Here is a 23,384-nt window from a genome sequence, read left to right on the forward strand (position 1 = left end):
GCGCTCGCGGCAGATAGTCCCACAATCCCGGCCACTTCCTAGAAGTGTGCGCCGAGCTGGCGAGGATGAGCAACCGATGGGTGCGGGGCTAAGTCGCCCTCATCGATCAAGCCGCGATCTGGAGGCCTAAAGTGGCATGAGTGTGGATCCAGTCCGTTGCCGATTGCGCCGCGCCAGCCGCGCGAAAGATCGCCCGCGTGTCGTTCCCAAGCGCCGTCAACCAGCTCGAGACATAAGCCGCATGATCCGGCCTTGGCGAATAAGCCAGGCCAAGGTCCGCCATAAGGAAGCTAGCGCCGATCTCGGCTATTAGCTCCTCACGAGCACGGATTGCCCGTTCCTTGTGATAATCACGGAGGGTGTCGCGCGCTAGCCTGCTGATGTGTCCAGTCGCATGTACCAGTTCATGGCCTTCGGTGGCGATCATTGCCTCGTCGCTGTCGAAGGCCGATCGATCCGGCATGTAAATTCGGTCTTTGTCGGGCCGATAATAGGCGTCATGCAGGCCGAAGCTCACAGGCACACCGGCGCGCTCGAGAAAGGACTTTGCGCTCGCGATACGATCTGACATCGGTGGCGGAACTTCGTCCGGCTCGTCGTTCACCCCGTCGACCTGGCTGCGGTTGAAGACGACGAAGCTCCGGGCAAAGAAGCGCGCACCGCGATCGCCGTCGTCGCCGGTTGTGGTTTCCTCGCGCTCATGACGCTTCCACAGGATGACATGAGTGCCGGTCTCTCCCTTTCGGACCGTGGCATCGATCGATTTCCATTGCTGAAAGGTCGCCCAAGTGCCGGATTCGAAACCACGCGCTTCGGCCGAAGCCCACAAGACGAGGCGATTGATCCCGCTGTATGCCCGACCGGCTGCGCTGCGCGGCCGCATTATCGGCGCGCCGCGGTGGTGCCACGGCATTTGCCAGTCGCCAGCGCCGGCGTCGATCGCCGCGACGAGCTGCGCCGTGATGGTGGAATAGATGTCTTGGCGGGGTTTCATGTCGCGGATCCTTTCTGAAGCTGCGAGCAATGCTCGCCGTCCCCTCCCTCGCTCTCCTCCTGTCCCGAGCTGGCGCGGGTAATCGTGCCCGGCGAGGTTTCGTCACCGACGATGACCACCAGCGGCGGAACCTCGAATTCGGCCGCAGCGAACCAGGCGCGCAATGTCGAGATGTGTTCATGCGCCTCGACCGTCTTCCTTGTGGCGACGGCGTTACCGTCTTCGTCGGCGGGATATTCTTCGATGGGACTGCGCCCCGTGAAAACGACGCGTTCGGCACGCCAAGCTCCAGGGTAGCCGGCGCACGTTCGCGTGAACGGAATGCCGCGATACTCGCACCAGGCCTCGAGAGAGCCGAAACGCCCCCCGATCGCCTGATGGTCGAAAAGGCGAAGCGGTTGACTTTCAATGCGAAGCTCGGGGGAGAATTCTTCGCCGTCCTCCTCGGTGCAAAGGCCCTCATCAGCGATCAGGCGACAGAGCGTGACGAAATCGTCGGCGGACACGCGACCGCCGATGACGATCGATGCGGATGCACAATCAGGCATCTTATTGACTCCAATAGAGAAATTTCCGAATGTCGGCAGCGGCGCGGAGGCAGGCTTCCCAACTGGAAGCCGAGACCCTTGCTTCCGCGCCGCCCGGTGGCGCCTCAGGCTGCGTCGGCCAAAGCGACTTCGGCCTGGTCGACGTCGTTCACGCCGGGGTCGGCCCCGTCGACCTGCTCGTCACCGGCGCCATCGATGGCAGGTAGGTCGTCGCCCCTGTCATCGTCGACCGGCGGCGCTTCCCGTTCATCCGGTGTCTCAGCATCGCGAAACGTCATGACGTCCGGGATCCACCTCAGCGCCCGCGCCTTCACCTCAGGCGTGACAATGGTTTCGCCGGCGCAGAGTTTGGCGGCTGCAGATGACAGGGCGGCCTTCTTTTCACTGGCGTAGCGACCCGGGAGTTCCGGATCGAGCTTGCCCAAGATGGACAGAATCTGCGGCTTGCGGATCTTGTCGAAGAAGACATCCGCGCTCGGCCGCCAGTGTTCGGCCGTATCGATCTCGAGCAGCGCACCCAGCTCGGACTGGAAGCGGTTAGCGCGATCACCGGTAGCGAGGCTGGCCTGAAGGCTTTGGCTGACAGCAAATGCGAGCCATGCTGCTTTGTCTGTTTCGTCGAGTTCGCGGAAGGCGAGGAACGCGCTGAAGCTGTCCTCGGCGCCTGCCCAATCGCATGGAAGACCGGCGCGGATCGAATCGAGGCCATCTTGTGCGGCAGTAGAATGGGCGGCGGGGATGCCAGCGGGGTCGAAGAGGTCGCCGATCGTCACCATGACGCCGGTGTCGTTGTAAGCGGCATGGCCCGTAAATTTCCGCGCGAGGCGGAAGATGGTGAGGTCGATCGCGAGCGCGGGATCGTGGGCGATGTGCAACGCCAAGACGTCGCGCCGTTCCTTGGCAAGCTGCTCCTCGAGCGATCGGGGAAGAGCGTCCTCCAGAGCAGCGCGGTCAGCGCCGGTGGCCTTTTGGGACTGCTTTTCGCGCTTGGGCGCCTTCGTCGAAAAGTAGCGGTGCGACGCCTTCGGAGTGCCATCGGCGGCGAGCAAGAGGAATGTGCCAACGTGCGGCCGTTCGTCCTCCGGAATCACATAGCTGCGTTTATCGATCTCGGTATGCTCGGCGTCCAACGCTTCATTCTCGGCCTCGAGACGCGAAATCACGTCTGGATCGGTTGCATCCTCCAGTTCCTCCTCAATCGACTGCAGCCGCTCTTCGATCGCGGTCATGCGGGCCTGATCGTCTTCGCTCAGTTCGCCACGCCGGATGTAATAGTCGTGCAGGCCTGCGGTCGCCGAATGCGGAACATGCTGGGCGAGGAGAACGCGAATCCATCCCAGTGTGCCGACGGCCATGATGGCTTCGGCAGCTTGCTCGAGCTTCCCGCGGGCGATGTCTTCGGCGATCGGGCGATCAAGCCATTGGCCTTCCCCCTCACCGGCGAAGAGGTCACGTTCAATGCGACCACCGGCGGCGAGATATTCCTCCTCACCGACCAGTTTCGCGACGGCGCTGCTCGCCTCGATCGCGCTCTCGTTGAGATAGCGCCGGATCGTGTGGGGTTGATCGCCCTGCCAGCTATCCTTGAAAACATTCCAGGCGGCGAGCTGCGTGTCGCGATCGGCGGTGCTTCCGTATGCCTTGGCGACGTCGAGGGTAATTTTCCCTTCGGCGAGCGCATCGAAGATCGGCTCGGCAAGATCGGCGAGGCGGAGACGCCCCTGAACGTGACGGACCGTGACGCCCATCCGCCGCGCGAGCTCCTCTTCGCTTTCGCCCTTGTCCATGGCGGCGCGGTAGCCACGGCATTCATCGGCGGGCGACATGGCTTCGCGGATGATGTTTTCGGCCAGACTGATTTCTTCAGCGAGCGCGGCTTTTTCGTCATTGCACACGCGCGCATCGACCATGGCATTCTTCGGCAGTTCGCCGCTTTTGATGAGCTGCGCGATCGCGCGCCAGCGTCGGCCGCCCGCATGAACGTCGAAGAACGACTTCTTGTCGGTAGCCGGGCTGACGATGACGGGTTGTAGAAGTCCATACGCGTCGATCGAAACCGCGAGGGCATCGATACCGGCTTGGGTGAAGGTTTTGCGGGCATTGGCCGGCGAGAGACGGAGCTTGTTGAAAGGAATCGGCTGGTTCTGCATGATGAATCTCCGGTAACAACCGAGACCCGGTTCATGGGCTTAACTCCCAAGGGGCCTCGCCCCCTTCCTTCCCCCTTCCCTCTCATTCCTGGCGCGCCGAAGGCGCGCCATGGCTCCGCGCAGCCCAGGTTATTGCGCGCTTGTGCTATCCTCCTATGGGAGAGCGTGTGGCTGGGAGTTTTGAATCGCTCGAAGAGATCAGGCGAAACCGCTCAAATGTCGCGGTGCGATGCGGATTCTGTGAGCATCGGGGCGTCGTGGACGGCGGAATTTTGTGGCGCTGGTTTGCTCTGCACCACTGGGATAGTCGGCCGACAGACGTCATCGAGCATATGCGCTGCACAATATGCCGTCGCCGACCAGTCGAGGTCGCTGCGACGTTAGAAGCGCCTACAATCGAATTTGGGCCTCGAGATGAGACCGAATGGCAGGAAGTTGTGGCGAGGCTCCGTCATAGGCCGCCCCGCCACCCTGATTGGTAATCAGGTGCGCTTTACCGCTGGTTTGGCAGCACTCCGGGCAGGCTTACGACCGCCACCGCGACCTTTCGTGCCGAGCCCGATTTCTTTTGCCAGCACCCGCCGTTTTTCCGCATAGCTTGGTGCGACCATGGGATAATCGGCAGGCAGTCCCCATTTTGCGCGGTAGTCTTCGGGCGTGAGCCCATAATGGGTCATAAGATGTCGCCGAAGCATTTTAAGCTTCTTTCCGTCCTCAAGACATACAATGTAGTCAGGTTTCACCGACGAACGAATTGAGACCGCCGGCACAAGAGGTTCTTCGGGCTTTTCAGCGGGATGAGATAGTGCAGAGAGTGCGGAATGCACGTTGTTGATTAGAAGTGACAGGTCCGAAATTGCGACACTATTGTTGCCCACATGCGCGGCAACAATATCTGCGGTGAGGGTGAGCAGATCACCCGTATCCTGGGGAATATCGTTCATTTGATTTTTCCTGATGGTTGGTTGCGACCGGCGCCGTAATCCTCACTGGAGAGCCGTCCTGCAAGCAGTTTTTTCATTATACCTGCGAGGTAGGCTGCAGGAAAGCGCCATGATTTGACATTCAATAACTTACAAAGGTGTAAGCTTATAGTGCCGTCAAATGAAGACACATCGACATTTCAAGCACTACCGCGAACCTGCCCGACAAACCGCCTCTATTTTCGGCGACCCATTCTTCCTGAACTATCTTCCGATCGCCGGTGTCATTTAGCCGATAGCGCCGAGACAATGTCGGCAGCTCGCGACACCGGAATGAACATACGGGTCTTGAACTGGATGATTTCTGTGAAACAGCCATGGGCTTTCAGCGATGGCAATGACCGCGGATCGAACCCGTTGAGCTCGAGGCGCGATTCTCCGTTAACGCGCCGGCGCTGAAGCGTCAGACCCGTGCTGCTCCCGATCGGGACGGTCTTTCCTTCCCATGCGGCGGCGACAATTTCGGCGGGCGCAAGTTCGATCGCGCCGGCGATACCGAGCTTGCCGAGCAGCGCGTTTACGTCGCCGCGCGGAACTATGCGGCCCAGCAGCGCGCGTCCGTCGGCTGTCACGAGGCGTCGAACCTCAGGATCATCACCAAGCAAGTTCCAGATCGGAAGAAGGCGGCCGACGGCGAGGAAGAAGCGCTCGCGATTGGGATTTTGGCGGAGCCCGTCGCACTCGGCCGTCCAGCAGTCTGCGAAGGTCCCGGCGTCGACCGGCTCCCACATGCTTTCCTCGAGATCCCCGGCGGTGATAAATTGACGGTTCCCGGGGCGGGTGAGCTGCCAGGTTGCAACGGCTTCGCCTGCGTCGGTCAATCGGGTTCGCGCCGGCGTTTGCAACGCAACCTTTCCCGAACGCGCATTGCGCAAGTGGAGTGCCCGCGCGCCGAAACGTTCCGCCAAGGCGGACACGTCCGCCAGCGAGCGCATTTCGCGCTGCCATTCGGCCTCAACGGTGAGGAGCCGTGTTGAGGTCGACGTGTCCGCCCCACCGCGGAGGGTTATCTCGTCGGCGATTGTCAGCTTGTCGGCGCGGATGGTTTCGACGCCGGCATCGAAGGTGCCAGCCTTCTTTGCGGCATCGATGCGGGTTTCGACAAGACCGAGATATTCGTCAAAGATTGCATTCTGGATCGCGATCGGCAGAGCAAGAATGCGGTTAAGCCACCGTTGGATGGGCGGGAGTTTTTCGACCAGCTCGCCTTCATATTCAAGGCGCAAGCCGGTGCGGTGACAGAAATCACCGAAGGTGACGCTGGTCAGTTTGCCGCGATGCAACAGTCGATACCAGGTCAGCAGCGCATCCTTGGCATAGTCGCTTTCGAGATTGTCCATCGGATCGAAGAGATTTTGCCCACCCGTCTGGCGCTGCCCCCGGGTAAGCGCGCCGAGCGCATCAAGCCGGCGCGCGATCGTCGATATGAATCGGCGTTCGCCGCGGCAATCGGTCGTCACCGGGCGAAAGATCGGAGGTTCAGCCTGATTGGTGCGATTAGTTCGGCCCAGCCCTTGAACCGCGCGATCGGCCCGCCAGCCCGGTTCGAGGAGGAAGTGAACGCGGCGCTGCTGGTTTTGGTGATCGAGGCTGGCATGATAGGATCGGCCCGTACCGCCTGCGTCCGAGAAAACGAGGATGCGCTTGGCGCCGTTCATGAAGGCGTCGGCATCAGCCATGCACGCCGAAGGCGAGCGGGACTGCAACTTCTGACTGCCATCGGGAAGGCGCACGAGACGTTTTGTCCGTCCGGTCACCTCGGCTACGGCGTCGGTACCAAATCGCTCGATGACGGCATCGAGGGCGGGCGCGATCGGCGGCATAGCGCCAAGCAGCTCGAGAGTGTCCTCGCGAATTCGCAGCGCCTCCTGACTATGCACCGGATTGCCGTCGGCGTCGGACAATGGGCGCGACCGTTCATTGCCGTCGTCATCGCTGACGATTTCCATCGCCCGCGTGGGAAAGGCGGCCTGAAGATAGTCCATCACGAGCTCGCGAGGCGAGAGGTCGAGCGCCAGCTCCGCGCGATCTGCGGGATCGAGATCGGCGAGGCGGCGCGAGAGCAGGGCTTCGCTTGTCGTGACGAGCTGGATGACGGCACTCTGGTCGGACTGCAGAGCGACATCGATCGCGGGGAGCAGGCTTGGCAGTTTCATTGCGAGAAGGAGCGCGGAGAAGAACCGCTGTTTCGCACTTTCGAAGCGTGATCGTGCGGCCGACAAGGCTTGGCCGTTGAGGGTAGCGCCAGTCAGCCGGTCGACGACGCTGGCGGCCGCAAGCGCCTCTTCCATATTCCGATGAATGATCGCCCAGGCGTCCGCATAGGTGTCGAAGTCTCTGATCTGCCCCGGCGTCAGCTCATGCTCGAGGATGTCATATTCGACACCGGCGTAGGAAAGCGCGCGCGCGGTATAGACACCCATGGCCTTCAGCTCGCGCGCGACAAGCTCCATCGCGGCAACGCCGCCGTCACGAATGCGCGCGGTAAACGCCTCGCGGTCGACAAACGCCGTGCCCTCGCCCCATAGGCCAAGCCGTGTCGCATAGGCCAGATTGTTAACGTCAGAGGCGCCCGTAGCGGAAGCGTATATGACGCGCGCGCGGGGCAAGCGGTTCTGAAGCTCGACCCCGGCAATGCCTTGCTGAGACCCCGATGTCGCTCCGAATCGCCCTTCCCCACCGGCGACGCCGCCCATGGCATGTGCTTCGTCGAACAGGAGCAATCCGTCGAACTCGTCGCCGAGCCATGTCAGGATCTGGTCAAGTCGGCGATCGCCACCAGCTTCGCTTCGCAAGGTGGCGTAGGAAGCGAACAAGATGGAATCGCCGATCTCGATCCCGGCGCCGGCACGGACACGGCCCAAGGGTTGAATGTCGAGCGGCGTCCCGCCGAGCGCCTGCCAGTCGCGGCGGGCGTCCTCAATCAGGGCGCTGCTATCGCTTAACCAGAGGTGGCGCCGGTTACCGCGAAGCCATTGATCCATGATGATCCCCGCGATCTGGCGTCCCTTCCCTGCCCCGGTTCCGTCACCAAGGAAGAAGCCCTGGCGATAACTTTGACCTTCGGCGTGGGGGATGAGGGCAAGGCCCTTATCCGGCAGGCGATAGCGGCCCGGGAGGTCGATGTCGGTCGCGGCGAGTGCGTGGACGATCGTCTCGAGCTGGGCCGCGCTCAAGACCTTGTCGTCGAGCACCCGTTTGGGAAGCTGCGGCCTATAGTTCGGCGCCGGTAGCGCGACGGCCGCCATCGCGGCAGACTCGACCAGCGGGCTCGGGTGCTCGGAAGGGTTGTCGAATTCTAGGCGCTGACTGCGCCATGGAACATATAGGGCGGCATCATCATGGGCCGCGGCGACGGGATCGTGAACCCGATAATCGACAGTAGCTATCTCGAAGCTCGGAAGCGGTCGCGCGGCCCGCGGGAAAGACTTGGCGGGGACTGCTCGGAACGCACCAAATAGCGACGCAGGCTTCGCCGCCCCCGGCGGCGGCGGCAGGGGAGCCGGTTGAATAACCGCGCGGGGCGGGACTTCGCGAATGGCTTCGAGAAGGCTGCGAACCGATGCCCGGTTGATTGTCGAGGGCGGGCGCCGGCCCCCGGATCCTTTGTCGGCAACGATAATGCGTACCGCGACCGATGTCCCCTTCCCTGTAAAGCCCTTGTCGAGCCGGAGCATCAACCGGACATGGGAACCGGAAACCGCGCGATCGAACAGCGAGCCGTGCTTTCCGCCCGGGTGGAAGTTGTCCGGCATGATGGCGACGACACGGCCGCCGGTCTGAAGGGCAGCGAGCGCAGCGGCGAAATGGCGGTGAGCGGCGAACGGGTCCACGGCGCCGGCTGCGTTGCGAGCGAACGGCGGATTCATTATCACGACAGTCGGTGCGACCGATACGTGCTGATTGATCTGAGCCGCGTTGAATGACGTGACGCTGATTCCGGGAAACAGGTGTCGGAGCAGCCCTGCCCTGACCGGATCAATCTCATTGATACAGACAGCTTTGGCGCGATCCGCCCATGTGGCGAGCATTCCCACGCCTGCGCTGGGTTCAAGGACGATATCGTCGTCGCCGATCGCGGCGAGGTGGGACACCAGCCATGCGAGCGCCAATGGGGTGGAAAAATGCTGGGTCGAGATTTGCTCCTCGCTCCGGACCGTTTGCGTCGGGAGCCGCCTCTCGAATTCCTCGAGCTTCTCGACGATCCCTGTTGGCGTCTCAGGAAGCATCATCGAGCGCAGCGCGAGTATCGTTCCGACCTCGATCGCGACGAAGCTGTCGCGTTGCGTCCAGGTTCCGTCGGCCGAGCTACTCCCATACGCTGCGGTCATTGCCTCGGTGGCGAGGCTTCTCGGGAGTGGCGCATCATTCTGAAGCGACTTTGCGATCTGGCACGCCGCAGCATATTGGCGCGCTGCCGCAGCAGGCGCCTGGTCGGTTTCGATGATCATGGAAGGGTCTCCTCTTTCGGGCCAATATTGGCCCCGAAAGCCCCTCCCCTTCTCTCACTCCTTTACGCCGGGCGTTGCTGTCTCAGTGGAGCATTCAGTCATCTATTGGCGTGCCGAAGTAGGCCAGGAGACGCCACGCGAGGTCGGGGTTCAACTCGACGAATTGTCGACGCCCGTCGGTGGTGTCGGCTATTTTGCGAATGAGCCCGTCATCGCACATTCGCTGGACAAGGCGGAGAGCCGTACTCAGCGGCAATGCGGAAGATACGCATAGATCGCCGGTGGCGATCTTTCTCTCTTCGCAATGCTGGATGAAGAGGTCGATCAGCATGTCCCACGCCGGCTCGCCTAAGTATTTCCTAGATCCAACAATATGTCTGCGGAGCAAGCGCCTCCGTGCAGTACGCCTTGCATTCGACAGCGCGAGGTCACGATCAGGAAATCCGGTCGACCGGCCAGAATCCCGGAGAAGGTGGTTTTTGACCATTTCCATGAGGCCGCGGCCATGTGGCCGCTGTCCGATCAGAGCGTGGCCCGATCGGCTGACGACGATGTGTTCGGTGAGCTCGATTCCCAAGTTGCTGGCGAGAGCCGCGAGTCTTTCCGTAGACGAGATATCCGCTTCGCTTGGGGTCGGATCACCACTGGGATGATTGTGCACAAGCACAATCGATGCCGCATCGAGCTCCAATGCTCGTTTGAATATGATGCGTGGATAGAGGATGAGCTGGGCCAGGCTGCCCTGCTGCAGCTGCTCGTCCGTTATGAGACGGCAGGCTCCGTCGAGGAACAGAACCCGAAGTACTTCTTCGGGAAGGCTCCCCATCGAGGTCTTGAGATAGGCAATGAGTTTCGGATCAGTCGGCGTGATAGTCCGGCCCATAAGGCTGGAGCGTAGTGCTTCGACACTGGCGGCGCGTGCCGCGAATATGAGGGCCGCAACGCTGTCTCGGCCTCCCAGGGTTCGCCGGAGAGCCTCGGGCTTCTGTGTCAGGACGCGGTCGAGGCTGCGGAATTCGCAGAGCAGCCGGTCAGCTATCTGAAGACTCTCGGAAGGTGCGACTGCAGCGATGAGGGCTGCCAGGACTGATCGCTGCCGCTCCTCCGCAACCGGGTCTGATGCCTCCAGGTTGCGGCGGCGAGGAGCGGCGGCAGAAGCCAGGAGGCAGCAACCTGCATCGTCAAATAGGCAATCGGATGCATCCCCACGTCCGCCAGCCGGCTGAAGTGCGCCAGAAGTGGCAAAGTCTGCAGGACAGCTGCCACCATCGGCCAGAAGCGATGTGCTGTCATCGCCAACATGAAGGTCAAAAGTGCCGCAATCAGGTCGAGAGCCAGATGGGCGGTATCGACGCTCGCGAACTGCGCAGGGATCAGAAGATGAACCAGCTGGTCGACGACGAGCATGCCCAGGAGGATTGTCGCCATCACACGTTCGGGGCCCCCTCCCTTCCATAGCGCGTAGGCCGAAGCCATCAGCAGCAAGATCAAGAATATGACTATCCGCAACATTCTTCCTCGAAATCATGCTGATGGCTCCCAGTCAAGTTTCAGGCGACAAGGGCAAGCTGCGCGCCGGTTGCTTTGGCCTGATTTGGGCATTCGTGCACATCAAGACCCGCGGTCTCCTGCGCGATGTCCGCGAGCTCGCCATGGACACGCAAGACGTCACCGCTTACCTCGACCAGCGAAAGCTGAGCCTTTGCGAGACGCATGATCGATGCCTGGCCGGCCTTGGGCGCCACGCCAACGCGCTGCCGGGCAGTGACGACGCTCGTCATAAGGGTCGAGACGGCGATGAGGGCGCTGTCGAGGCTTGCTTCGGCAAGGGGAACGTCCTGCTGAAGTCGCAGGGTCATTGCTTTGAGATTCTCAGGCATAACTTCTCCTTCCCCGGAAGCGAAGGACTTCCGGGCATTTGTTGGCGTTGCTTTTCAAAAGTTCAGCCGGAGACGAGCCGGGTCAGAGTCTCGGAAATTCCCAGACTTGCATGAACGACAAGCAGCAAAGCGACCAGCATCGTCATCATGAGCGCGAGGCGCGCCAAACCTTTATGATCTCGTCTCCAGATGAGCCCGAGCGGATCGGAAAGTCCTTCCACCGGTCCATCCGTGCTCCGAGCGGCGACTGCCATGTCGGTCAGATGGATTACGGTCGAGGGGTCTCCCTCCGCGAAGTCAGATGGCACTATTTCCGTCCTGTCGGGAATGTGTATCGGATCATATGTGATCCGATCATACTTTTTCTTGAGGCGTGCGTACTCGACTGCAGCCTGATCGCGCGTATCGACACCAAGGATGGATCGAGCCTTTGTAAGGCGCTGGTCGACCGTCGGCTTCGCCAGGCCGATCATGCGCGCGATCTCCTTGGAAGTTTTTCGTTCGAGCAGCGGGTCGAGGCAGGCGCGGTGTTTGTTCGTCAACCGCGACCAACGCTCGAAGTCGGCCTCATCGCTCACGAGAGCACCCGGCAACCTGGCGAGCCGGAAATTCCATGGTGGCCCTTCCGACCCCACGGCATAGCGTCGCCGCCCCATCGGAATGGGACGAACCATTAGCGCGCAACATCGCTCGCTCCCCTCGATCGCATTCGATCGTTATGGTCCGAAACATCGCACCAGGCGGGTGATCCGGACATCTCTACATCTCTGTTAATAGGGCAAGAAGCCCATATTCGCAAACCGGCGACCCGCGCTTAATGGTGCCAATCTGGAAGTTTACGACATGACAGACCGGATATGGACCGTTTTGACTTGCCTACAGGCGGTGCCTAAGCGACACTGTTGGCATCATTGAACATCAATTAGGGATTTCGTCATGAGCGTTCACAAGGCTCGTATCGTGTCGGGCGGAAGGCTTCAGATTCCGGCGGACGTGCGCAAGACGCTCGGGATCGCCGATGGGGACGACGTACGCCTCGAGGTTGTCGACGGAGAGTTGCGCGTCCGATCATTCCAGACGGCGCTTGGCCGTGTGCGAGCTCTTGTCCGCCACCATGTTCCGGCCAGCGCTTCGCTCGCCGACGAATTGATCGCGGATCGTCGGTCGGAGGCGGAGCGTGACTGATTATGTGCTCGATGCCTCCGCCGTCCTCGCCGTGATTCAGGAAGAGCCTGGAGCGGAGCGGATCGAAGCGCATCTGGACACTGGCTGCATTAGCGCGGTGAATCTGGCCGAGATTGTGGGCAAGCTGCAAGATCGGGGGCTTGGCGACAACGAAATCGATGAACTGATTGCATTGCTCGATCTCGACACACGCATTTTGGACAAGGAAGGCGCGGTGTTCATGGGCAAGCTGCGACAGACAACGAAACTCGCCGGGCTTTCGCTCGGCGACCGGGCTTGCCTTGCGCTCGCACACTCACTCGGGGCGACGGCAATCACCATGGACCGGGCCTGGAAGAATCTCGACATCGGCGTCGCCATCGAAGTTGCGCGGTGATGACGCTCAACCACGCTCATAACGGACGCGGAGCCGCATGATGCGTACCGAGATCGACTTCCTGCCGCATCGCAAGCAGCGCGAGCTGGATATTATCGTCGAGATTTTGTTTCAGGGCTTGCGCGCCGCAACGGAGAATGCCGTTGGCGCGCGGCGCAACGGCAGGATTCTCAAGGTCATCCTGTTCGGCTCCTATGCCCGCGGCGATTGGGTCGAGGCGCCGCAGGACGCCAACCAATATCGTTCGGACTATGACATCCTCGTCGTCGTCAACCAGAATGAGCTCGCGGACCGCGCGACCTATTGGGAGGATGCCGAGCGCCGGATCAGCGATGCCTATCTGCTCGAGAAGGTGATCAAGACGCCGGCGAACTTCATCGTGCACTCGCTTCAGGAAGTGAACGATGCGCTTGCCCATGGCCGCGTCTTCTTCATGGAGATCGTAAAGGACGGCGTCATCCTCTACCAGTCGGACGACAAGGAGCTTGGCAAGCCAAAGCCGAAGACGCCCGAGATGGCCCTGCAGGCAGCGCAGGATTATTTCGCAGAATACATGTCAGATGCATCGGAGTTTCTCGATGCGTATCGAGATGCACTCGCCCGCGAACACCTAAATCTCTGCGCCTTCCTCCTCCATCAGGTCGTCGAAAACCTCTACCAGGGTCTGCTTCTGGTCTTAAAATTCTACACGCCCTACGACCACAATATCCTGTTCCTGCGGGAGATGGCCGAACAGCTGGATCGCCATCTGTACGATGTCTGGCCGCGCGGCACCCGAGCGGAGCGCGCAATGTATCAAAAGCTCAAGGACGCTTATCGGAAGGCGCGATACTCACGTCACTACAAAATCTCGCGCGAGGAGCTGGACTGGCTGTCGGGTCGCGTCGAGATCCTCGGTCAGCGCGTTCACGAAATCTGCTCGGCGCGGATCGCTGCGCTGGAGGCCGAAGCAAAGGCATAGATTCAGCGCCGCGCCCCGCCAGCCGATCGTCGCCGGAACGGACGAGACCCGGTACGGGGCTCGGTCGAAGCGCAGCGGAGATAAAGCGGCGATCCCGAAGGGAGGCGCACCCCCCTCTCCTCCCCTGTTCGGCGCAGCGAACCGGAAGCGCGACACCGTCGTTAAAAGACCTGTTTTCGTTTATCCTGCGAGTCCGACCGTCAAGACCTGCAGCCATGGAAGGTGAGACATGCCGACATTCCTGACATCGCTCCTGACCGCCGCGTCGGCGATGATGCTCGGCCCGACCGGCACATGGGACGTGAGAGCGGGCGACCAGATGCTGTTTCGTATCGAAATCAAGGAGGAACCGGGCGGGCCTGTGGCAACATGGGACCGGCCCCAGCGCTTCCAGACCAATGGCGAGATATTTTCCCATATCGAAGGTCGGACGATCCGCCGACAGACGCGAAACATTCGCGTCGTGAACTCCGATTTCGAGATCAGCTTCGATGACCCTGGCTCCGATCCGACGGTACTTCGTCTGCACCCGGTCGATGCCGGTCATGCGGAACTGTCGTTCCAGGGCGCTCCGTTCGAGCCTTTCCCGCTCGTCAAAGCGCAAGCGGGCGCACCTCCATTGGGGCCTTGGGATTCCGGGCGCAGTTATGTCCCTACGGTCACCCGTCCGACCAACGCCGAGATGACCGCGATTTTTGATGCCGATCAGGCGGATCGCCAATCCCCCGATACTGACTGGTCCGCCATTGGCCCGGTGGACAACAGGCGCCGGATCCGCACGAAGCAGCTGCTCGACGCCGGCGCCCTGCAAAGCGGAGACGATTATTATCACGCCGCGTTCGTTTTTCAGCACGGCAACGAGGCCGACGACTATCTTCTCGCGCATCTGCTCGCGACAATCGCGATCGCGAGAGGCCGGCCCGACGCCGTCTGGATCGCCTCCGCGACACTCGACCGCTATCTTCAAGCTGTCGGCAAGCCGCAGATACTTGGCACGCAATATACAATTCCGGAAAAGGGTGCCGTCACTCAGGAACCATATGACCGTGCATTGATTTCGGACGCGATGCGAAAGGCGCTGCGCGTTCCATCCCTCGAAGAGCAGGAAACGCGCCTGCGGGCATATGGTGAAAAGGCGTCGACACCGCATAAGCCATGACTACGTGAGAGTGGCCGCAGAGGCAGACACGCACGGAAATTCACTAGGATCGGGCATTGTCTGCTCGACATGTCGGCGCTAGCCTGGCCAAGATTTCCGCCTAACGGAGAAAAGGAGACCGGTCCTTGGAACCACAATGGCTCACCTACGGGAAACGGCTTCAAAGCATCGCTTCGACCGGGCTCCACTTCACGCGGGATCGGTTCGACCGGGAGCGCTATGAAGAGATCGCCACGATCGCCAACGAAATGCTGTCCACTCTCGGCAATGTCCCGATCGAACGAATCTCAGATCTCGTACCGGATTTTGCGCGCGGATATGCGACGCCCAAGGTGGACGTGCGGGGGGCGCTCGTCGAAGAGAACATGATACTTCTCGTGCGCGAGGAATGTGATGGATTGTGGACGCTACCGGGCGGCTTCGCCGACGTTGGTCTCTCCCCTGCTCGCAATATCGAGAAGGAGATGAGAGAAGAGGCAGGGTTGATGGTTTCAGCCCGGCGCCTGTTCGGCGTACGGCACAAAGCCAGTTCAGGCTATCCCGCCGACGTCCGCGACTTTTACAAAATGTTTTTCCTCTGCGACCGGATTGATAACGCCATTCCCAAACCGGGTCTCGAAACCATCGAGGCGCGTTTCTTCGGGATCGACGATTTGCCGCCCTTGTCGAGAGGGCGGACGATCGAGGCCGACATTCACGCAGCCTTTGCATATGCCACCGATACAACGAAGCCTGCATTCTTTGACTAAGGTTGGCTCTCAAGATAGCAATATGACCGATCAGATCGCCCGGATTCGTATCACGCTCGAAGACATGAAGCCCGCCATCTGGCGCCGTGTCGAACTTCCCGTCACCAACAGCCTCAAGACCCTGCATCTCGCGATCCAGGCCTGCATGCTCTTCGAGAACTACCATCTGTTCCGCTTCGAGGTCGGCGATGCTGCCTATGGCATCCGCTTCCGCGACGATGATGCGTTCATGGTCCGCACCCGCGACGCCGCCAATATGCGCATCGCCACGCTCGTCGAGCGCGGGGTCACCAGCTTCATCTACACCTACGATTTCGGGGACAATTGGCGCCATCGTGTGGAGATCGAAGAGGTGACGTCAGCAATTCCCGCGACGGACTATCCACGGTTCGTCGATGGTGAACGGCGAGCCCCGCCCGAAGATGTCGGCGGCACGCCGGGGTTTGAAGAATTTCTTAAGGCTATGGCGAAGCCGCGCCATCCTGAGCGCGCGTCCATGGTCCAATGGTATGGCGCCATATTCGATCCCGCCGATATTAGCCCCGACGAGGTCAACGCACGGATGGCGATCCTCGCCAAGCGCCGGGCGCTAGGAAGAGCAGCCTACGCTGACGCCAAATCTCGCGACAGTTAATCGATCGCCGCTTCCTGACCACGCTTACCGTTGGTCCTTTCAGCTAAGGATCCCGACGCTATATGACCGATGAGATCGTCCCGATTTGCATCACGATAGAAGACAGGAAACCCGCGATCTGATGCCGTTTCCGACTTCCCGTCGCCAACAGCCTCAAGCGGCCACGGCCTTCCGGAGTTCGTGGAGCGTTTCGTTCACGGACGATGCTGCCGAAGCCGATACAGCATGCTTGGCTTCCTGCAGCACTGCTACGACACGCGGCCAACCTGTAGCTGTACTGGTGACTGCGCGTTGGATTGCGGGAACCGTCAAGCGCGGCGTCACAAGCTGGGCCGGGCTGTCGCACCGGTCCAGCCATGCGTCGGTTACCAAGGTCGAGAACGGCTCGGCGCAAAACTCTCCTAGTTTTGCCTGACTGAGATACCGCGCGGCCACGGCATGACAGACCAACTGTTGATCCGGGCTGATCGGGCGTTGGACGGGTGCCATCAAGACTGCCAGCAGATGGCCGTTCCAGTCAATGTTGCCGCCCATAATGCGGCTTGAAGCATCCTCAGATCCGTCGATCATCCGTCCAAGGTCGTCGACCATTGCGAGGACGTCGCTCAGTTCTTCCGTTTCGACGGCGGCTCGCCAGATATCGATCGGGATGGCGCTCGCCCGTCCCGCCGCGATCATCGCAACGATGCGGGCGAGGAGCCGGTACTTGACGAGCTCCTGCCACCGCGGCTCGACTACGATTGAAGCCGACGAGAATCTCTGACCCGCCGTGTCACGGCCTGCATCCCTCTCAGCAATCGCAAAACCCAGAGCGCGAACTTCGCGGATCGCATCATCAGCCCCGCTAGTGACATCGAGTGTGCGGACGGCGAGCTTCGTCAAAAGATCACCCTGTGTGCTCTGGGCAAGGAGATCAGGCGATTCACGAAGCCTTCGCGCCAGCCTCTCGGCGATTTGCGGATATTCGGGAAGCTGGACGTCGAGATCGGCCATGACCAAGGCCACGACGTCAAGCGGCGCCGGCTGCTGATCTCCCCAAATCAGCTCTTCAAGGCTGCTCGTCGAGCCGAAAAGCCTCTCCAGCGGCATCTGGGGGTCCCCAACCAACCCTTTCAACCCGAGCGAAAAACCGATGGATTTAATCGCCTGGGAGCCGATCTGCCGGACGGAGAGCAACGGCTCGGGCGGTGTTTCCTGACCATCGTCGACAAGCAGGTCGATCGCCTCGCCCAGTCGGTTGACGGCCTCTCTCGTTCTGGACGAGAGATGCAATGCGATCGCCAGATCGAACCGAAATCCGACGTGCCGTACGAGTGGTTCGTCTTCGGAGAGGCTTGCGACGGCTTCGGTGAGACGGCGAGCGGCGAGCGGCCAGTCCTTCACCTTGCTGGCGGCCATTGCGGCTTCGCGCAGTGCGTCGGTCTTCCAGGTGAGGCCCAGCGGGAAGGTCGGAAGCGCTTCCTCATAGAGTGGCAGAGCCTCGGCGGCTTCCCCTCTTCGCCACAAGACCTTCGCCTTGGCTGTCAGCACCCGTGCGGGTCGAGCGAAATCGGTAATCATAGCATCGGCAAGCGCCAGGGCCGCCTCGGGCTGCTTGAGGTTTTCGTCGATCACGCGGATCAGGAGCGGTGCGGCTGCCGCACCGAGCTGCGTGATCGACAGCTCATCGGCGAGGGCTATCGCGCGCTTGAGTTCGCGTTCGAGTTCCGGCCAGCGAGGATCGGGACGCGACGCTTCGCCGAGCCATATCCGATCGAGGGCAAGAGCGGCGGCCTCACTATCGGCGGCGTAGCCACCGAGCGCGGTGACACGGTCGGCCTCGTCCAGCCCTTCCATCAAATCCAGCAGCTTGGCGAAGTCTTCGACATCGGAGATCGCAGGAGCGAGCGTCATGGGCACGAAGGCCGAGAGATCGGGGAAATGCAGGTCGTCGGCATCCAGGTCGGCTGGCAGGTCGGCTGGCGGCACCGCCTTGCGGAGAACCTCCGCCGTCCGTGCACCGGCCTTCACAAGCCTGAGGGAGAGACGAAGGAGCTCCTCGAGCGAAGCATTTCCCGGCCGCTGCAGGACCTGCCAAAGGAATACGACCTCGAAGAGCCCCGGCCCCGGGACGGCGGACTTGTCCGCAGCGTCAAATTCTTCGAGAGCCTGCGCCACGATGTCAGATGCGCGGGCGTGATCGCCCATCTCGATTGCAATCCGAACCTGCAGGATGCGGAACGCAGCTGTGTCGACCGGGTCGGAAAAAGGCAGCGTGGTCCCATCAAGACCCATGTAGATCAGCATCGATGCAGTCTGAGCGACCTGCTCCCATACTTCGGGTGACGCCTGGAGGAGGCCCGGCAAGATGGGGATCAGGGGGGCGGCACTTCGACCCAGCATCGCATGGGTCGCGATCTCGAAAATGTCAGTGGCGAGCAACGTGCCACGCCCCAGAAAGGAGTTCGCGATTTCCCGGTGCATGCCGGTGGCCCACTCGTGTCCGCGCGTGTCGACGCCCAGATTGCGGAGCAAGGGTGATGCCCGGAGGTTGTCGCTCTCCACGCGCTCGAGCCAAGGCCCGGTAAGCCGGTCGATAACATCTCCAGGTTCAAGGATGGATGGCCGGATCTGCGCGATCCCTATCAGCCTGTCCCGCGACGCCCTGCCGAGAAGAAGGCTGGTCCGGGCAAGAAGTTCGCGGTCCTCTGGCGGCCGTGCGGCCACGAGCCGACGTGCTTCGGATCGCACATCGAGTATCCCCTCCGATACAACCAGCAGTTCAGATATATCAGGCTTTGGAAACCCTTCATCGGTGAGGGCCGAGACGCGGGCGTCAACAAGCTGAGGATGTCCGCTCGTGGAGGCGTGGATGAGCTTCGCCCACGTCTGGATGTGAGCGGTCGGACAGCCGCAGGCGGCCAGATAGCCGCCTATATCTTCTTCCCCGAACGCGGGAGCCGAGAAAATATGATCAGGACCAAGTGTGAGCTGAGTCGCTAGTCGGGTTGGCAGGCGGTCGGAGAATGTCACCAGCAGCTTGCCAGCGAGACGGTCCTGAACAGCACGCAGCCGGCCGAGTGCGCCTTCAAGCGAGCGGGCGTCGCCGTCGGCTGGCAGGTCATCCAAAACGACGTCATACGCGCGGCCTGTCTCGGTGAGCCGGACGGCGAGAGCATCGATACGCGAGGTTGCCGTGGTTGGCGGTGTATCGCGCAGGTCCAGCCATGCGCACTGCTCAGGCCTCCCGATTACCGCGAGCGCGAGGGCGGTCTTGCCCATGCCGGTACCGCCATGAATGAGGACGGTTCCCGTATCGAGCGCTTCAAGAATGGAGCCCTCGAGCTCGGGACGTGAGTGTCTTCCAGCTATTGCTCTCGGTGGCGGCGAGAAGGCCTCGGGCGCCACCGCCACGGCAGTGGTGCCGGCTCGAGCGCCGGTTATAACGCCAAGGAGCGCCAGCAGCTGGCTGTTCGGAACAGCGGTCGTGCCCGCCTGGTCGAATATCCTGAGGAGATCGCCGCGCCTGAGCATGCGGCCGCCCTTGGTGGTTGCGACGCGCCACGCCTCGGTGTGCAGCGCGTCGAGCGCCTTGACTGCATCGGCGGAAGCGACGCCGCGCACCTCGCCCAACTCGACGAGCTTGGCGGTGATAATATCATAGAGGTCTGTCGATGTGGGCCAGCCGGCGACCCACTGCATTGGAAGGACGATACGAGTGATGAAGTCTTCCGTCGACGCGTTGGTGAGCCAGAGCCTGAAAGGTTCGCTGAGCGTTTCATTGCTCATGAGGAAGGCTTTTATTCCCGTCGCCATCTCAAGTGATTTGGAGTCGGTTGGAGCCAACTGGATGCGTTGCCACGCTTCTAGCCCGGGAATATCGAACCCGAATGGCTGGTTCTTCTCGCGGCCTATTCCGGAAGTCGTGAGAAACCTGAACTGGATCGCGACGCCTTGGTTTCGTCCGAGATGGTCCCAGAAATTTGCGATAGCTTCGAGAACGTTTCCCGACCGCAACGTGACGTTGCCGGAGCCCGCGGTGTCCTTAACCTGCTCGACCGTGGCAGCGCCGGTCTCCTCGATAAGGTCGAAATCCTCTGCGCCTTCCAAGACAAGGATCGCGCCGTCTTGAAGGTCAATCCACGCTTCGATGCTGCGCAGTATCTGGTAGGAATAGCCGCGCAGCGAGTCGACGGCCTGACGCTCGGCGGAACCTTTGAGGGGAGCAGGGACAGAGGCGGTCATCGATGGCAACTCAGACGAATGTGTGGACGAGCGAAGTCGTTTGGGCGGAAGTCGGTGTCAACTGTCGCCTGCTTTATTTGCGCGCCGAAGAAAAACCAAGGTTGCCGCGAATTGTGCCCGAATTTATCCTTGCGCTATGAAGCCAGTCCAACAGCTCGATCCCAACGACCCTTGCGCATGCGGGAACGGCAAGCGCTACGGAGATTGTCACCAGCGCATCGTTGAGGCGCCCAAAGGTGAAATGCTCGCGATCGCCCGAACTATCTACGCCGAAGAATGGGCCGGCAATGCGTCTGCCTACCAAGCGCAAGGGCTGTACGACTTGCTCGCCGAGCATTTAGCCCAAGCGAGCGACGTGCGAACATTGCTCGATATCGGTTGTGGCCGGGGGCACGGCCTCGCTGCCCTTCGCAGGACCTTCCCGGAGGCATCGCACCTCATCGGCGTGGACGAAAATTCTGACTGCCTGGAGGCTGCGGCTTGCCTTCTGGCGGTCGACGTGCCGCGGTCGAACATTCGGCGAGGGCGCGACGAAGTCCTGCCAAGTGGTCGATACGTATCCACCTATCACGGTGCCGTACCGATCGGAGCGGGTGACATTGCGCTCGTTCAGTCGGACGTCATCATTCAGGATCTCGAGCTTGAGCGGTTATTCGACGCGGTGGGACCGCTGGATGCGGTGACGCTGTGGTTCAGCGGCGTCCACAAGGCACGGAGCGCGACAGAGATCGTACGGCACTTCGAGATAAAGAGCGACGCGGATCACCGCACACTGGTCGAGGACAGGGCGCTCTCCATAGCCGGCGAGCGCCTGCGGGCTGGTGGCGTCCTTCATATCGTGGCCCGCGCCGGCGCGATCGATATCGATCATGTTGTTCATGCCATACGCCTCGACTATTCCGACTGGCTGAAAGACAAGCCGTTCCGCGTCGAATCGATCGGATCAATCCCATATGATGAGCCAGCGGATGGTATTGTTGTTCGTTCCTCCAACAGCGGGGTAAGCGCGATGCCAAACTACGCCATCTCGATTTTGATCAGGCGGGGAGGCTGAGGACCGGCTGACATTTCGATTGCAAATACGGGCGTGGTCTCCGCCCTTGCGACCGTGGTGGCAAAACTTCGGCTTGAACGAATGGACCTACCACGTCTCGTGCGGTTTGGCCCGATACCGGCAGCAAGTTCTGGTCGCGATCAACCAAGGCCTTGAAGCATTGCCCTGATAGACTAAGGATGCTCATGTGGGGCGGAGAGAGCCGGCAATTGCCCCATAGGATTATCCTGCCGGGTATCATTACGCTCGTTGTTCGCGTCGAGCGGTCGCGGTCGAAACTATCGAGGCGACGCACCTTGCATCAGTTTGGCACCGGCTGTCCCGGGCGCCCGACATCTGTCGGCCCGAGAGGCCAAGTGCATTCATGCCACCGAACCGCGATTTCCGCAGCCCGACGGGTCGGCTGAATGCAGAAGACTCGTCCGTCGCCGAAGGCAAGTCCGCGATCGAGGAAGACATTGAGTCCCTGTTCCGGAAGGAAGCCCCTCGCCTCGCCCGATATTTCCGGGCGCGGCTTCGCGACGGCGACGATCCAGGCGATTTCGTCCAGGAGTCGTTCGTTCGTCTCGTGGGATCGTTGGCGCAACGAGCGATGCCGACACCCGGTGCCTACCTGCAACGCATCGCCCGCAATTTGCTTTACGACCGCGGCAAGCGCGCGGAGGTGCGACTGGCTTCGTTTCATGTGCCGATCGGCGAAGGATGCGAACCGGCTGTCTCGCCCGATCAGCATCACGGCATCGAAGCCGAGGACGTGATGCGCGCTTATCGCCGCGCCCTGGCCGAACTGCCCGATCGCACGCGAGAAGTATTTCTGCTTCACCGGGTTGAAGAGCTTGCCTACAGAGAGATTGGGGAAAAGCTCGGGATTTCGATTCCCACGGTGCAATATCATGTCGCACGCGCTCTCGCCCACATTGACGCGGCCCTGGAGCGGGAATGAACGAAGATAGTGATACGCCAAAGCGGCCCGGTAATCTGAGGGACGAGGCCGCTGAATGGTTTGCGATCATGCGCGGTCCCGATGCCGATGCTCGCCGCGACGAGTTCGAAGCATGGCTCGCACGAGGTGCACTGCATCGCACAGCCTATAACAAAATCGCGGAGACCTTCAGTATCGGCAAAGGGCTGAAGGAGGATGTGCCGGACGACGCTGGCACTCCCGCGCCGAGCCCTGCCAGTCAGAAGCCCGGAAAACTGAAAATGGCCGGGCTTGCACTGGGCCTCGTCGGCGCGGTGGTGGCGCTCTATCTCGGCGTGGTTTCGCCCGGCACGCTCAAGCAGGATGGCCCCAAGATCGCCAATAGGGGCACCGCCGGTGGAAACTCGAGCCAGCTGCAGAGCAAGCTCGGTGAAATCCGGGAAGTGCAGTTGCCAGACGGATCGCGCGTGACGCTCGATACCGATAGCCTTGTGCTGACCAAATTTGACCGGGACCTGCGTGATGTTCGGTTAGTACGCGGCCGTGCCCGGTTCAATGTAGAGAAGGACAATCGGCCGTTCGTCGTGGCAGCGGGAAATGGGACCATAACCGCGCTGGGAACAAGCTTCGACGTTGGCCTGGCTCGCGACGAGCGGGTCACGGTCCAACCCTTCGAAGGCTCGGTCGACGTCCGAGTTCGAAGAGATCTGTCTGCGGCTGAAACGCCAGTCCGGCTTGCCCCTGGTCAGCAGCTGATTTTCCGGGCCGAGAAAGCGGCGGCCCCGATTCAGGTGACCAATGCGCCCGTTACCGATCGGCGTTGGCCCGAAGGGGTCAGGGAGTATGACGGCGTGCGGCTCGGCGATGTCGTCGGGGAAGCGAACCGCTACGCGACCGGGCCTATTTTGGTGGCGGCCGCAGACGTCAGCGACAGAAAAGTTTCAGGCACGTACCGCATTCGAGATGCCGAGCGGCTGGCCGAGAATCTCGCCGATATGCTTCGCTTGGCTCTCATTCGCGGAAACAATCAGCTGCTTCTCGTCAAGACGTGTCCATCACCGCGGAAGGAAAACTGCACGCCGCCCTCATAATTCGAGAGACCGACTCGTCGCCT

Annotated in this window: 19 protein-coding genes; 9 read left to right on the plus strand and 10 right to left on the minus strand. The window is 61.3% G+C overall.

Going from position 1 to position 23,384, the window contains the following annotated elements; translation table 11 throughout:
• Positions 1 to 106: 106 nt before the first annotated feature.
• The 9 genes from OVY29_RS21000 to OVY29_RS21040 all read right to left on the minus strand — a co-directional run bounded on the left by OVY29_RS21000 (position 107) and on the right by OVY29_RS21040 (position 11,584).
• The gene (locus tag OVY29_RS21000) at positions 107 to 994 is read right to left on the minus strand and encodes an ArdC family protein (protein WP_313912142.1); all 888 of its coding nucleotides are present in this window, start codon (positions 992 to 994) and stop codon (positions 107 to 109) included.
• Entirely contained in the window at positions 991 to 1,542 is a 552-nt protein-coding gene (locus OVY29_RS21005) for a hypothetical protein (protein WP_313912143.1), read from the minus strand. The genes OVY29_RS21000 and OVY29_RS21005 overlap by 4 nt, the downstream gene beginning before the upstream one ends.
• A 104-nt stretch (positions 1,543 to 1,646) precedes the next feature.
• On the minus strand, positions 1,647 to 3,692 hold the full coding sequence (locus OVY29_RS21010) for a ParB/RepB/Spo0J family partition protein (RefSeq protein ID WP_313912144.1): 2,046 nt from the start codon (positions 3,690 to 3,692) through the stop codon (positions 1,647 to 1,649).
• Positions 3,693 to 4,174: 482 nt separating this feature from the next.
• Positions 4,175 to 4,636 carry a MucR family transcriptional regulator gene (locus OVY29_RS21015; protein WP_095389373.1) on the minus strand — a complete coding sequence of 154 codons (462 nt, stop codon included), beginning with the start codon at positions 4,634 to 4,636 and terminating at the stop codon, positions 4,175 to 4,177.
• 263 nt (positions 4,637 to 4,899) lie between these two features.
• A complete protein-coding gene (locus OVY29_RS21020) occupies positions 4,900 to 9,126 on the minus strand; it encodes a strawberry notch family protein (RefSeq protein WP_095389371.1) in 4,227 nt (1,408 codons plus the stop codon).
• Between the two features lie 94 nt (positions 9,127 to 9,220).
• A complete protein-coding gene (locus OVY29_RS21025) occupies positions 9,221 to 10,009 on the minus strand; it encodes a JAB domain-containing protein (RefSeq protein WP_176473678.1) in 789 nt (262 codons plus the stop codon).
• A 152-nt stretch (positions 10,010 to 10,161) separates the two neighbouring features.
• Complete coding sequence (locus OVY29_RS21030) at positions 10,162 to 10,617, minus strand: hypothetical protein (RefSeq protein WP_176473677.1); 456 nt, start codon at positions 10,615 to 10,617, stop codon at positions 10,162 to 10,164.
• 59 nt (positions 10,618 to 10,676) lie between these two features.
• The gene (locus OVY29_RS21035; protein WP_255247302.1) at positions 10,677 to 11,006 is read right to left on the minus strand and encodes a hypothetical protein; all 330 of its coding nucleotides are present in this window, start codon (positions 11,004 to 11,006) and stop codon (positions 10,677 to 10,679) included.
• A 62-nt stretch (positions 11,007 to 11,068) separates the two neighbouring features.
• Positions 11,069 to 11,584, minus strand: coding sequence for a helix-turn-helix transcriptional regulator (locus OVY29_RS21040; RefSeq protein ID WP_095389367.1), 516 nt, complete (start codon positions 11,582 to 11,584; stop codon positions 11,069 to 11,071).
• Between the two features lie 358 nt (positions 11,585 to 11,942).
• On the opposite strand from OVY29_RS21040, the gene OVY29_RS21045 reads away from it, so the two are divergent.
• From OVY29_RS21045 to OVY29_RS21070, 6 genes are all read left to right on the plus strand, one after another.
• Positions 11,943 to 12,191 carry an AbrB/MazE/SpoVT family DNA-binding domain-containing protein gene (locus tag OVY29_RS21045; protein ID WP_313912145.1) on the plus strand — a complete coding sequence of 83 codons (249 nt, stop codon included), beginning with the start codon at positions 11,943 to 11,945 and terminating at the stop codon, positions 12,189 to 12,191.
• On the plus strand, positions 12,184 to 12,567 hold the full coding sequence (locus tag OVY29_RS21050) for a type II toxin-antitoxin system VapC family toxin (protein WP_313912146.1): 384 nt from the start codon (positions 12,184 to 12,186) through the stop codon (positions 12,565 to 12,567). The genes OVY29_RS21045 and OVY29_RS21050 overlap by 8 nt, the downstream gene beginning before the upstream one ends.
• A 40-nt stretch (positions 12,568 to 12,607) precedes the next feature.
• Positions 12,608 to 13,528, plus strand: a complete 921-nt coding sequence (locus tag OVY29_RS21055; RefSeq protein WP_313912147.1) for a HEPN domain-containing protein — start codon at positions 12,608 to 12,610, stop codon at positions 13,526 to 13,528.
• A gap of 229 nt (positions 13,529 to 13,757) precedes the next feature.
• Positions 13,758 to 14,687 carry a hypothetical protein gene (locus tag OVY29_RS21060; protein WP_313912148.1) on the plus strand — a complete coding sequence of 310 codons (930 nt, stop codon included), beginning with the start codon at positions 13,758 to 13,760 and terminating at the stop codon, positions 14,685 to 14,687.
• A 125-nt stretch (positions 14,688 to 14,812) separates the two neighbouring features.
• Entirely contained in the window at positions 14,813 to 15,436 is a 624-nt protein-coding gene (locus OVY29_RS21065) for an NUDIX hydrolase (RefSeq protein ID WP_313912149.1), read from the plus strand.
• Positions 15,437 to 15,458: 22 nt separating this feature from the next.
• The gene (locus OVY29_RS21070) at positions 15,459 to 16,070 is read left to right on the plus strand and encodes a plasmid pRiA4b ORF-3 family protein (RefSeq protein WP_313912150.1); all 612 of its coding nucleotides are present in this window, start codon (positions 15,459 to 15,461) and stop codon (positions 16,068 to 16,070) included.
• A gap of 153 nt (positions 16,071 to 16,223) precedes the next feature.
• Here OVY29_RS21070 and OVY29_RS21075 read toward each other — a convergent pair whose 3' ends face one another.
• The gene (locus OVY29_RS21075) at positions 16,224 to 20,294 is read right to left on the minus strand and encodes a tetratricopeptide repeat protein (RefSeq protein ID WP_313912151.1); all 4,071 of its coding nucleotides are present in this window, start codon (positions 20,292 to 20,294) and stop codon (positions 16,224 to 16,226) included.
• 241 nt (positions 20,295 to 20,535) lie between these two features.
• On the opposite strand from OVY29_RS21075, the gene OVY29_RS21080 reads away from it, so the two are divergent.
• The 3 genes from OVY29_RS21080 to OVY29_RS21090 all read left to right on the plus strand — a co-directional run bounded on the left by OVY29_RS21080 (position 20,536) and on the right by OVY29_RS21090 (position 23,361).
• Positions 20,536 to 21,348 (plus strand): class I SAM-dependent methyltransferase, encoded by an 813-nt coding sequence (locus tag OVY29_RS21080; protein WP_313912152.1) that lies wholly within the window; start codon positions 20,536 to 20,538, stop codon positions 21,346 to 21,348.
• A gap of 364 nt (positions 21,349 to 21,712) precedes the next feature.
• Entirely contained in the window at positions 21,713 to 22,291 is a 579-nt protein-coding gene (locus OVY29_RS21085) for an RNA polymerase sigma factor (RefSeq protein WP_313912153.1), read from the plus strand.
• The gene (locus OVY29_RS21090) at positions 22,288 to 23,361 is read left to right on the plus strand and encodes a FecR domain-containing protein (RefSeq protein WP_313912154.1); all 1,074 of its coding nucleotides are present in this window, start codon (positions 22,288 to 22,290) and stop codon (positions 23,359 to 23,361) included. The genes OVY29_RS21085 and OVY29_RS21090 overlap by 4 nt, the downstream gene beginning before the upstream one ends.
• The last annotated feature ends 23 nt before the right edge of the window (positions 23,362 to 23,384 follow it).

The organism is Sphingopyxis sp. SE2 (genome assembly GCF_032227185.1).
Taxonomy (GTDB): Bacteria; Pseudomonadota; Alphaproteobacteria; order Sphingomonadales; family Sphingomonadaceae; genus Sphingopyxis.